The sequence below is a fragment of the Saccharothrix sp. NBAS 001 genome (genome assembly GCF_056640475.1).
Map to the genome: position 1 here is coordinate 6138314 of NZ_CM153251.1, position 10892 is coordinate 6149205.

The 10892-nt window shown below is 72.1% G+C and carries 11 protein-coding genes; 2 read left to right on the forward strand and 9 right to left on the reverse strand.

The window, feature by feature from the left end:
- Window positions 1–41: 41 nt before the first annotated feature.
- From ftsZ to ftsW, 6 genes are all read right to left on the reverse strand, one after another.
- Window positions 42–1373, reverse strand: a complete 1332-nt coding sequence (gene ftsZ, locus AC0HI0_RS26105; RefSeq protein ID WP_480926142.1) for a cell division protein FtsZ — start codon at window positions 1371–1373, stop codon at window positions 42–44.
- A gap of 208 nt (window positions 1374–1581) precedes the next feature.
- Window positions 1582–2106 (reverse strand): DinB family protein, encoded by a 525-nt coding sequence (locus tag AC0HI0_RS26110; RefSeq protein ID WP_480926143.1) that lies wholly within the window; start codon window positions 2104–2106, stop codon window positions 1582–1584.
- A 142-nt stretch (window positions 2107–2248) separates the two neighbouring features.
- Window positions 2249–2980, reverse strand: coding sequence for a cell division protein FtsQ/DivIB (locus AC0HI0_RS26115; protein WP_480926144.1), 732 nt, complete (start codon window positions 2978–2980; stop codon window positions 2249–2251).
- A complete protein-coding gene (gene murC / locus AC0HI0_RS26120) occupies window positions 2977–4323 on the reverse strand; it encodes a UDP-N-acetylmuramate--L-alanine ligase (RefSeq protein WP_480934388.1) in 1347 nt (448 codons plus the stop codon). Before murC ends, AC0HI0_RS26115 begins: the two co-directional genes overlap by 4 nt.
- Before the next feature lie 134 nt (window positions 4324–4457).
- Window positions 4458–5555: an undecaprenyldiphospho-muramoylpentapeptide beta-N-acetylglucosaminyltransferase gene (gene murG / locus AC0HI0_RS26125; protein WP_480926145.1), complete on the reverse strand. Its 1098-nt coding sequence runs from the start codon at window positions 5553–5555 to the stop codon at window positions 4458–4460.
- Between the two features lie 28 nt (window positions 5556–5583).
- Complete coding sequence (gene ftsW, locus AC0HI0_RS26130) at window positions 5584–7014, reverse strand: putative lipid II flippase FtsW (RefSeq protein WP_480926146.1); 1431 nt, start codon at window positions 7012–7014, stop codon at window positions 5584–5586.
- 145 nt (window positions 7015–7159) lie between these two features.
- Here ftsW and AC0HI0_RS26135 point away from each other — a divergent pair, with 145 nt between their 5' ends.
- The gene (locus tag AC0HI0_RS26135) at window positions 7160–8029 is read left to right on the forward strand and encodes an aminoglycoside phosphotransferase family protein (protein ID WP_480926147.1); all 870 of its coding nucleotides are present in this window, start codon (window positions 7160–7162) and stop codon (window positions 8027–8029) included.
- On the opposite strand, the gene AC0HI0_RS26140 is transcribed toward AC0HI0_RS26135, so the two are convergent.
- Complete coding sequence (locus AC0HI0_RS26140; RefSeq protein ID WP_480926148.1) at window positions 8016–8240, reverse strand: DUF397 domain-containing protein; 225 nt, start codon at window positions 8238–8240, stop codon at window positions 8016–8018. The genes AC0HI0_RS26135 and AC0HI0_RS26140 overlap by 14 nt on opposite strands.
- Window positions 8241–8250: 10 nt before the next feature.
- On the reverse strand, window positions 8251–9090 hold the full coding sequence (locus tag AC0HI0_RS26145) for a helix-turn-helix domain-containing protein (protein WP_480926149.1): 840 nt from the start codon (window positions 9088–9090) through the stop codon (window positions 8251–8253).
- A 103-nt stretch (window positions 9091–9193) separates the two neighbouring features.
- Here AC0HI0_RS26145 and AC0HI0_RS26150 point away from each other — a divergent pair, with 103 nt between their 5' ends.
- On the forward strand, window positions 9194–9541 hold the full coding sequence (locus tag AC0HI0_RS26150) for a hypothetical protein (protein ID WP_480926150.1): 348 nt from the start codon (window positions 9194–9196) through the stop codon (window positions 9539–9541).
- Here AC0HI0_RS26150 and murD read toward each other — a convergent pair.
- On the reverse strand, window positions 9526–10890 hold the full coding sequence (gene murD, locus AC0HI0_RS26155) for a UDP-N-acetylmuramoyl-L-alanine--D-glutamate ligase (RefSeq protein WP_480934389.1): 1365 nt from the start codon (window positions 10888–10890) through the stop codon (window positions 9526–9528). The two genes, AC0HI0_RS26150 and murD, sit on opposite strands and share 16 nt — an antisense overlap.
- Between the last annotated feature and the right edge of the window lie 2 nt (window positions 10891–10892).

Below are 10892 nucleotides of genomic sequence, written 5' to 3' on the forward strand. Positions count from 1 at the left end.
CGAGGCTCGGCGGGTCTCCCCTGTGACGTGCGGCAAGGCGGTCAGCGCCGCATGAACGGCGGCACGTCCACCTCGTCGTCCGGGTCGTCGGTCACCGGCACCGCCCGGCTGGGCAGCGTGCCGCTCTGGGAGAGCGGCCGGTGGATCGTCGGCGGCTGCGGGGGCTGGTAGGCGGGCTGCGAGGACGTGCCGTTGGTCTGGGTCGGCTGCTGCGGCACGCTGGGCCGCTGCTCGACCGGCGGCTGCTGGTGCTGCTGCACCGGCTGGTGCTGGTGCTGGTGCTCGACCTGCCCGGAGAACTGGGTGGGCGGCGGGGGCTGGACCGGCGGCTGCGGGCGCTGCACGACCCCGGCGTCACCGGGGGCGACCGCACCGGCCCGCTGCGCCCCGGACAGCGCCTGCGGCTCCAGCTTCTTGTGCGTGGGGCCGCCGCTGTCGAAGCCGGCCGCGATGACCGTCACCCGGACCTCGTCGCCGAGCGAGTCGTCGATCACCGTGCCGAAGATGATGTTGGCGTCCGGGTGCGCGGCCTCCTGGACCAGCGAGGCGGACTCGTTGATCTCGAACAGCCCCAGGTCGGAGCCGCCCGCGATGGAGAGCAGCACGCCGTGCGCACCCTCCATGGACGCCTCCAGCAGCGGCGAGTTGATCGCCTTCTGCGCGGCCTGGACCGCTCTGCCCTCGCCGCGCGCCGAGCCGATGCCCATCAGCGCCGAGCCCGCCCCGGACATCACCGACTTGACGTCGGCGAAGTCGAGGTTGATCAGACCGGGCGTGGTGATCAGGTCGGTGATGCCCTGGACACCGGACAGCAGCACCTCGTCCGCGGAGCGGAACGCGTCCATCAGGCTGACCCCGATGTCGCCGAGCTGGAGCAGCCGGTCGTTCGGGATCACGATGAGCGTGTCGCACTCGTTGCGCAGGGCCTGGATGCCCTCTTCGGCCTGCTTGGCCCGGCGCTTGCCCTCGAACGAGAACGGCCGGGTCACGACGCCGATGGTGAGCGCGCCGAGCTTGCGGGCGATGGAGGCCACGACCGGCGCGCCGCCGGTGCCCGTGCCACCGCCCTCGCCCGCGGTCACGAACACCATGTCCGCGCCCTTGAGGACTTCCTCGATCTCTTCGCGGTGGTCCTCGGCGGCCTTGTGGCCGACCTCGGGGTTCGCGCCCGCGCCGAGGCCGCGGGTCAGTTCACGGCCGATGTCGAGCTTGACGTCGGCGTCGGACATCAACAGCGCCTGCGCGTCGGTGTTCACCGCGATGAACTCGACGCCCTTGAGCCCGACCTCGATCATCCGGTTCACGGCGTTCACACCGCCACCGCCGATGCCGACGACCTTTATCACCGCGAGGTAGTTGTGCGGGGGCGTCATCGGATCCGCCTTCCTGATCGTGTCCGTGCTCTGTGCTGGAGTGGATGACCACCGGTGTCACACCCGGACGGAACTCCACCCGGATTGAAACCCTCAACCAGAGGTCAAGAGTTATGTCAACCCCGTATGTTCTTGGAGGACGTTATGCACCGGGAATGCGTCGGTCCAGCAGCCACGCCGTGTTGTGTCCCGACCGGGTGAGCGAGGTCTACTCCCCGGTCACCCCGTCGAGCAGTTCGCGCACCACGTCCAGGTGCCCCGCGTGCCGACCCGTTTCCTCGATCATGTGGATCAGCACCCAGCGCGTGGAAAGCCGCTTGTCCCCCCGGAACACCACCTCGTGGTCGAGGTCGAGCCCCGCGAACACCTCCCGGCTCACCGCGCACTGCGCAGCGTAGTCGCCCACCAGAGCGTCGATCGTCTCACCCGGCTCGACGCGCCAGTCCGCGTCCGGGTCCTCCCGGCTGTAGGGGGCCTCGTCGGGGTGCCCGAGCAGGGCCACCCGGAACCAGTAGTTCTCCACCCAGCGCAGGTGTTTCACCACGCCGGCGGCCGTGGTCAGCGGCGACGGGAGCACCGCGCGGGCCGCGTCCTCATCGGACAGTCCGGCGACCTTCAGCTCCACCGTGCCGCGCAGGAAGTCCAGGAAACCGCCGAGCAGGGAGCGTTCATCTCCGGTGAACGCCAGGTCAACCCGGTCTTCGGGCTTGGTCACGATCTTCGTCACAGTCATGGCGCGCAGTATCGCCGCCGGCCCCGCCGGGCCGAACCGGATTTCCGCGCCGCGCCGGCACCGGTCGCGGCACCGGGGTGTCGTTCGTCACCAGGGCCGCCACCGGGCGTGGCGGACCGGCCACCGGGCGCGTTCGCGGGCGTCAGCCGCCGGAGACGGTCGGCAGCTCGGGGCTGGACACGTCGAAGACGGTCCCGTCGCGGGTCATCAGCACCTGCACGACGGCCGCCTTGCGGGCCGTGTCGGCCGAGGAGCCCCAGCGGATCTCGCGGCCGGCGGTGAGCGCCAGCTTCACGTCGGCGTCCGTCGTCGCCGTCACCACCAGCACCTCCTTGCGCAACGCCTCCGGCAGACCGGTGAGCACGGCGACCGCGGACGGCGCGCCGGCGGGCTCCGCCTTGAGCTCGGGCAGCCCGCCGGGCGGCTGGGCCAGCGTCGCGTAGTCCTTGCCGGTCGCGTCGACCAGGTGCGCGCCGTCGGGCAGCTTCACCACGGCGACCGGGGTCCGCTCGTCGATGGTCAGCCGCACGGTGCCGGGCAGTTCCCGCTCGACCCGCACGCCCGCCACCCTCGGCAGTTCGCGCACCCGCCCGACCACCGCGTCGACGTCCAGGCGCACCAGCGGCGTGCCCTCCTCGATCGCGGCGGCCTGGCGGACCTGGTCGGCGGTCAGCTCGGTGGTGCCGCGCACCTCGACCTGCCGGACGCCCAGCAGCGGCGTGAACCAGACCGCGCACACCAGCGCGGTCACCACCGGCAGGACCAGGACCGCCACCACGCGGCGGCGGACCACCACGCGGCGCGAGGGTCCGCGCCGGGACGGGCGCCGCCGCTGCGCGGAGGCGGGGCGGCGGCGCGCCGTCTGCGTGCTCATGGCCGGTGCAGCTCCCCGACGATCTCCGGGCCGAGCATCGTCACGTCGCCCGCGCCCATGGTCACCACCACGTCGCCCTCGCCGACCAGCCCGGCGACCAGCGCCGGCACCCGGTCGAACGACGGTTCGTAGTGCACGCGGTCGGCGTCCAGCGGCACCTTGCCCGCGACCAGCGCGCCGGTGACGCCCGGCTCGGGGTCCTCGCGCGCGCCGTAGACGTCGAGCACGACGACCTCGTCGGCCAGCCCGAGCGCGGTGCCGAACTCGTCGGCGAACAGCCGGGTCCGCGAGTACAGGTGGGGTTGGAACACGACGACGAGCTTGCCGTCCCCGGCGACCGGCCGCGCGGCGGTGAGCTGGGCGGCGACCTCGGTCGGGTGGTGGGCGTAGTCGTCGTAGACCCGCACGCCGCCGGCGCGGCCCTTGAACTCGAACCGCCGGCGCACCCCGCCGAACGCGGCCAGGCCCTCCAGCACGCACTCCAGGCCCGCGCCCAGCTCCAGCGCGGCGACCAGCGCGGCGATCGCGTTGGCCGCCATGTGCTCGCCGGGCACCGACACCCGCACGTCCAGGGTCTGCCCGTCGACCTCGACCACGGCCAGGCCGCCGCCGTCCTCGGCCCGGTAGTCGACCAGCTTCGCCGCGCCGGGACCGGTGGCCGTGCGGCCGTACGGGCGCACCCGCAGGCCCCGCGCCGCCGCCCGCCCGGCCAGGGCCGCCGCGCCGGGGTCGTCCACGCAGACGACCAGCACGCCCTCGGGGTCGATGCGCTCCAGGAACGAGTCGAACACCGCCACGTACGCCTCGACCGTGCCGTGGTGGTCGAGGTGGTCGGCCTCGACGTTGGTCACCACCGCGACCGACGGCGCGAAGAACAGGAACGACCCGTCGCTCTCGTCGGCCTCGGCCACGAACACGCCGCCCGCGCCCTGGTGGGCGTTCGCGCCGGACTCGTTGAGGTCGCCGCCGATCGCGAACGACGGGTCCATCCGGCAGTGCTGGAGGACCACGGTGAGCATCGACGTGGTGGAGGTCTTGCCGTGGGTGCCGGCCACGCAGGCGACCCGGTGGTCGAGCATCAGCGCGGCCAGCGCCTCGGCCCGCCGCAGCACGACCACGCCGCGCTCGCGGGCGGCGATCAGCTCCGGGTTGCCCTCGCGGATCGCGGTGGACACGACGACCGCCGTGGGCCCGCCGATGAGCTGGTCGAGGTGCGAGCCGTGGTGGCCGACCGCGATGGCCGCGCCCTGCGCGCGCAGGGCGAGCACGGTGCGCGAGTCCTTGGCGTCCGAGCCGGACACCTGCGCGCCGCGCGCCAGCAGGATGCGGGCGATGCCGCTCATGCCGGCACCGCCGATGCCGACCAGGTGCACCCGGTCCAGCACGCCCGGCGGCTCGTCGCCCGGCGCGGTCGCCGGGGCCAGGTCCTCGGGGTAGGTGTCGGTGCCGATCTCGGCACCGGTGTCCTCGGGGGTGTTCACTTCTTGATCACGTCCAGCACGATCCGGGCCAGCACCTCGTCGGCCTCGCGCCGGCCGGTGCCCAGCGTGGCGGCGGACATCGCGGCCAGCCGCGCGCGGTCGGCGACCAGCGGGACGACGTTCTCGGCGATCCACTGCGGGGTGAGCTGCTCGTCGGGCACCAGGACGCCACCGCCCGCCCGCACGACGGGGCCGGCGTTGAGGGACTGCTCGCCGTTGCCGATCGGCAGCGGCACGAAGATGGCGGGCAGGCCCACGGCGGACACCTCGGCCACGGTCATCGCGCCGGACCGGCAGAGCACGGCGTCGGCGGCGGCGTAGGCGAGGTCCATCCGCTCCAGGTACGGCACCGGCACGTAAGGCGGCGAGACCGACTGCACCGCGACGGAGTTCTTCGGCCCGTGGGCGTGCAGCACGCCGATCCCGGCCTGGGCGAACGCCGCCGCCGCGCCGGACACGGCGTTGTTGATCGACCGCGCGCCCTGCGAGCCGCCGAACACCAGCAGGGTCGGCGCGTTCGGGTCGAGCCCGAAGTGGGCGCGGGCCTGGGCGCGCAACGCGGCGCGGTCCAGGGACGTGATGGAGTGCCGCAGCGGGATGCCGATGATCTCGGCGTCGTTGAGGCCCGAGTCGGGCACGGCGGCGGCGATCCGCTCGGCGAACTTCGCGCCGACCTTGTTCGCCAGGCCCGCCTTGGCGTTGGCCTCGTGCACCACGATCGGCAGCCGGCCGCGCGCGGCCAGGTAGGCGGGCAGCGACACGTAGCCGCCGAACCCGACCACGACGTGCGCGCCGACCCGGTCGAAGACCTCGCGGGTGCGCTTGACCGACTCGCGGACCCGCAGCGGGAGCTTGAGCAGGTCGGGCGACGGCTTGCGGGGCATCGGCACCGGCGGGATCAGCTCCAGCGGGTAGCCGCGGGCGGGTACGAGCTTGGTCTCCAACCCGCGTTCGGTGCCGAGCGCGACCACGCGCGCGTCGGGCCGCAGCCGCATGACGGCGTCGGCCAGGGCCAGGGCGGGCTCGATGTGCCCGGCGGTGCCGCCTCCGGCGACCACCACGCACGGTCCGACCTGCTGGGGAACCCCGGTCACGCACTTCCTCCTTGATTGGGTGAAACCGCTATCGCCCGTCACGACGCCGGGAACGGTCCTGGGTCGTGCGGCGGGAGTCGCGCCGACGGTACTCCGAAGGCGGAGCGTGCCGGCCGGCCATCCTCCGCTCGTCCACGGGCGGTGGCGCGGCCTTGCGGCTGCGCGGCGGGGTGGACGGGCGCACGGGCTTGCGCTTGGGCGGCGGCTTGTACGCCTCGGGCGCGGGCAGCCGGAGGATCCCGCCGACCCGGCCGGGCCCGATCGAGCGCAGCGCGGACACGGCTTCCGGCTCGTGCCGCGCGCAGTTGGCGAGGATGCCGAACACCACCATCGTGGTGACGATCGACGTGCCGCCGGAGGAGATCATCGGCAGCGTGATGCCGGTGACCGGCAGGAGCTGCACGACGTAGCCGATGTTGATCGCGGCCTGCGCGACCAGCCACACGGTCAGCGTCGCGGACACCATCCGGATCCACGGGTCGGTGTTGCGCGCGGCGATCCGCAGCCCGACCACGGCCAGCAGGCCGAACAGCCCGAGCACCAGCAGGCAGCCGATGAAGCCGAGTTCCTCGCCGATGACCGCGAAGATGAAGTCGGAGTGCACGTTGGGCAGGTAGCGCCACTTGGAACTGCCGTTGGTCAGCCCCTTGCCGAAGAACCCGCCCTCGGCCAGCGCGAACAGCGCCTGCCGCGCCTGGAGCCCCGCGCCCAGCGGGTCCTTGTCCGGGTCGAGGTAGGTCAGCACGCGCTGGAGCCGGTAGGTCGCGCCGATCGCCAGCACGACCGCGCCGGACACCGCGCCGATCGCGATCACGCCGAACAGCCGCATCGGCGCGCCGACGAACCAGAGCAGGCTGACCAGCACCACGCCGAGCGTGATCGTGCCGCCGAGGTCGGGCTGGAGCATGACGAGCGCGAACACGACCAGCGCGACCGGCACGACCGGCACCAGCAGGTGCCGGTACTGGTTGAGCAGCGCGCGCTTGGTGACCAGGACGTGCGCGCCCCACAGCGCGAGCGCGAGCTTGGCCGCCTCGATCGGCTGGAACGACACCGGTCCGACGGTGAACCAGGACTGCGCGCCGCCCGCGACCGTCCCCAGTGGAGTCAGGACCAGGCCGAGCAGGATCACGCACACCAGCATCGCCATCGTGCTGCCGTACCGGATCGTGCGCAGCGGGATGCGCAGCACGATCAGGAACAGCACCGCGCCCACGGCGACGTAGAGCAACTGCTTCTGGAACACGCTGTAGGCGGACGCGCCCTCGGCGACCTCGCCGGGCGCGGACGCGGACAGGACCATGATCAGGCCCAGCGCGGTCAGCAGGCCGAAGATCGCCAGCAGCAGGTGGAAATCGGCGAGTGGCCGGCTGAGCCACGCGGTGAGCGTGCTGCGGACCGCCTTCTTGGCGCGCGCAGGCTTGGGCGGCCGTTCCACCACTCTGTCCACCGCTGTCATGCGTTCATCGTCTCCCGCTTCGCGCGGGGAAAGGTGAAAATCCGCCGCGTGTCGCCCAGACGCGGCGACAGATCACGCCCGGCCGTGACCAGAGGACGCGCGAATCCGGTTGACGGTTGCTTCGGGAAGTCGATCGGATCGGCGGGTGCACCCCGACGAACGCCCGATCCCCGAATCCCTGGTCCGCTCCCTGCTCGCCGACTCGTACCCGGAATGGGCGGACCTCACACTCGCCCGGGTCGCCTCGGCGGGCACCGACAACGCGTTGTACCGGCTGGGCGCGGACCTGGTCGTCCGTTTGCCGAGGATCGGCTGGGCGGTGGACGCCATCGGCCACGAGTACGAGTGGATTCCGAAACTGGCCCCGCACCTGCCGTTCGCCACCCCGGAACCGCTCGCCCTGGGCCGTCCGGCCGCCGGGTATCCCTGGCCGTGGGCCGTCTACCGGTGGTTGGAGGGCACGAACCCGATCACGGGCCAGGTGGCGCACGGTGTCGCCGAAGACATCGCGAAACTCATCACGGCACTGCGGGCGATACGAATCGCGAACCCGCCGGCGAGCAGTCGCGGCACACCGTTGGCAACAAGGGACGCGATGACCCGCGAGGCCATCGCCGCGTCGGGCGACCGGATCGACGCGAAGGCCGTGACCGAGGTGTGGCAGAAGGCCCTGGCCCTGCCGCCGTGGGAGGCCGAACCGGTGTGGGTGCACGCGGACCTGACGCCGGGGAACCTGCTGGTGCGGGACGGGAAGCTGAGCGCGGTGATCGACTTCTCGATGGCGGGCGTCGGCGACCCGGCGACGGACCTGGGCGTGGCGTGGAACCTGCTGCCCGCGCCGGCTCGCGACACGTTTCGCGAAGCGTTGGGCGACGACGACGCGACCTGGCTGCGCGGCCAAGCGCTGGCGCTCTCGATCGCACTGGTCCAGTTGCCGTACTACTGGGACAGCAACCCGCCGCTGGCCGAGAACTCCCGGCACGTCATCGGAGAGGTGCTGGCTAGCCGCGCTTGAGCGAGGCGAAGAACGCCGCAGCGGCCCCCGCACCGAACCCCAACACCGGCCCGCCGGTGTTCTTGCTGTCCCGCACCCGCACCGCGCCGGTGGATCGGGCAACCTCGACACATTCGCCGGTGCCGCTGCTGCGGCTGCTCTTGCGCCAGGACAGCTCAACACAGTTGCCGGTGCCGTTGCTGCGGCTGCTCTTCCGCCACTCAGACCACATGTAGCGCTCCTTAGCGATCGGCCATCACCTGCTTGACCAACGCTGCGGACTCCTTCGGGTCCAAGGCCGCCGCACGCAGGTGATCCATCACCAGGCTATACCGCTGGGTTTCGGCGTCATCGTCCAAGTAGAGGCCACCGGTCAGGTTGTCGATGTAGACCACGCTGGGGAAGTCGGCGAACTTCAGCAGTGCGAACGCGGTACCCATCGACATGTGCGGCCCTTTGGCGAACGGCAACACCTGCAAGGTGACGTTCGGCAGGTCGGCGAGTTCGAGCAGATGCCGTAGCTGGGACTCGCGCACATCACCTACCACGCGGCGCAGCGCTCCCTCGTCGACGATCGCCCACACCGACAAAGAGCCGTCCTCCACCCGCTGTTGCCGGGCCTGCCGGAGTTTCACCCGCTTGTCGACCACGTCATCGGCTGCCTCCGGCGAACGTACCCGCATGATCTGCCTTGCGTACTCCGGAGTCTGAAGCAGGCCGGGAACGAAATCGATCTGAAAGGTGTCCACGGCAACGGCTTCGGACTCCAGGACCACGTACTCCGAGAACCAGTCGAACAGGACGTCGCCGTAGACGTGCCACCAGCCGCGCTTCTTGGCGACGCTCGCCAACTTCAGGAGCCATTGCCGCTTCTCAGGTTCGGCCCGGTACAGTTCGGCCAGAGCCCTGGTATCCACAATGGACACCCCGGTGACGGCGGACTCGATCCGGCTGATCTTGGACTTGGAATAGCCCAGCTCCTTGATCACGTCGTCAAATCCGAGCCCCGCGGCCTCGCGCAACTGGGTCAGCGCACTGGCCAGTACGCGTCGCCGGACTCCCGGTCCTTGGTTCTGCGGCATGACTACGACATTAGCGACAAAACGACCCACCAAAAGGGTGAACATTGGCAACACGGCCTTCTGCCGTGTTGCACTGTCCTGCGCGCAGGACGAAAGTCGTGCCATGCCTACGATCAATGCCGCGCTAGCGTACGCCCACCGCCTGCTCCAGCAGGACATGCTCGGCTACCTGGACGCCGTCGAACTCCTGACCAGCGAGAACGACTCCGACGACGACACCGTCCTGACCATCGCCCGCACCGAGGTCCCCCGCCTGATCGCCGCCCTGCGCGGCACCGTGACCGCGCACAAGCCCGACCACCACGGCCTCTGCCTCGGCTGCCCGACCACCTGGATCGACGGCCGCCTCGGCCGCGAGCCCTGGCCGTGCCCGACGATCGAGCGCGCCCAGGGCTTCCTCAAAGACCCCGACAGCATTTACACGCAGGTGCCGCCTTACGCGCGCGTTTGACCCGTGAGCGCCAAAACCGCTTCGGCGAACGCCTTACCCCGGTGCGCGTAGTCGCTGAACATGTCCATCGACGCCGCCGCGGGTGCCAACACCACCGTGTCCCCGGCACGCGCCATGGACCGCGCCGCGCGCACGGCGTCCGACATGATCGCGTCGTCCAACACCGCCACGGGCACCGTGGGCGCGTGCCGGGCCAACGCCTTGGCGATGATCTCCCGGTCCGCGCCGATCAACACCGCGCCCCGCAGCCGGTGCGCCTCGGTGCGCACCAACTCGTCCACCGACGCGCCCTTCAGGAGCCCGCCCGCGATCCACACGACGCTCTCGTACGTCCGCAGCGACGCCACGGCGGCGTGCGGGTTCGTGGCCTTCGAATCGTTCACGTACCGCACGCCGCCCGACTCGGCGACGAACTCGGCCCGGTGCGCGCCGGGCCGGAAGTCCCGCAGCCCCTGCCGCACGGCCTCCGGTGCCACGCCGTACGCCCGCGCCAACGCCGCCGCCGCCAAGGCGTCCGCGACGCCGGGAGGTCCGGCCGGCCGCACGTCCGCGACGTCGGCGAGCACCGCGTCCGGCCCGAACGCCCGGTCCACCAGCTGCCCGTCGAGCACGCCCAACTGGCCTTCCTCGGGCGCGCCCAGCGTGAAGCCGACGTGCACGGGGGCCGGCGAGTCGGCCAGCAGCCCGGCGATGCGCGGGTCGTCCACGCCCGCCACGGCGATCTCGCCGGTCAGCACGCCGGCCTTGGCCGCCGCGTACTCCTCCAGCGAGCCGTGCCAGTCGAGGTGGTCCTCGGCGAGGTTGAGGAACACGCCCGCCGTCGGCCGCACCGACGGCGACCAGTGCAGTTGGAAGCTGGACAGCTCGACGGCCAGCGCCCGGTGCCCGGCCAGCAGCGCGTCGACCACCGGCAGCCCGACGTTCCCGCAGGCCACGGCATCGATCCCGGCGGCGCGCAGGACCGATTCCAGCATCCCGACCGTGGTGGTCTTGCCGTTGGTCCCGGTCACCGCGAGCCACGCGGGCGGGTCGGCCAGCTCCAGGCCCATCCGCCAGGCCAGCTCGACCTCGCCGATCACCTCGACGCCCGCCGCCTCGGCGGCCAGCAGCAGCGGGCTGTCCGGCCGCCAACCGGGGCTGGTGACCACCAGCTCCATCTCCGCCGGCGGCGCGACCAGGCCCGGCACCAGCGCGACGCCCGGCAGCAGCGGCTCCAGGGCCTCCAGCCGGTCGGCGCTGCCGTCGGTGACCATCACCGACGCGCCGGCCGCCAGCAGGGCCTCGGCGGCGGACCGGCCGGTCACCCCGGCTCCGGCGACCAGGACGTTGCGACCGGCCAGGAATCCCACGC

What these genes read in the sequence shown, in the direction of transcription:
- ftsZ (WP_480926142.1), bottom strand. Translation starts at nt 1,373, where the DNA reads ATGACGCCCCCGCACAACTACCTCGCGGTGATAAAGGTCGTCGGCATC.
- AC0HI0_RS26145 (WP_480926149.1), bottom strand. Translation starts at nt 9,090, where the DNA reads ATGCCGCAGAACCAAGGACCGGGAGTCCGGCGACGCGTACTGGCCAGT.
- AC0HI0_RS26115 (WP_480926144.1), bottom strand. Translation starts at nt 2,980, where the DNA reads ATGAGCACGCAGACGGCGCGCCGCCGCCCCGCCTCCGCGCAGCGGCGG.
- ftsW (WP_480926146.1), bottom strand. Translation starts at nt 7,014, where the DNA reads ATGACAGCGGTGGACAGAGTGGTGGAACGGCCGCCCAAGCCTGCGCGC.
- AC0HI0_RS26140 (WP_480926148.1), bottom strand. Translation starts at nt 8,240, where the DNA reads ATGTGGTCTGAGTGGCGGAAGAGCAGCCGCAGCAACGGCACCGGCAAC.
- murC (WP_480934388.1), bottom strand. Translation starts at nt 4,323, where the DNA reads ATGAGCGGCATCGCCCGCATCCTGCTGGCGCGCGGCGCGCAGGTGTCC.
- AC0HI0_RS26150 (WP_480926150.1), top strand. Translation starts at nt 9,194, where the DNA reads ATGCCTACGATCAATGCCGCGCTAGCGTACGCCCACCGCCTGCTCCAG.
- AC0HI0_RS26110 (WP_480926143.1), bottom strand. Translation starts at nt 2,106, where the DNA reads ATGACTGTGACGAAGATCGTGACCAAGCCCGAAGACCGGGTTGACCTG.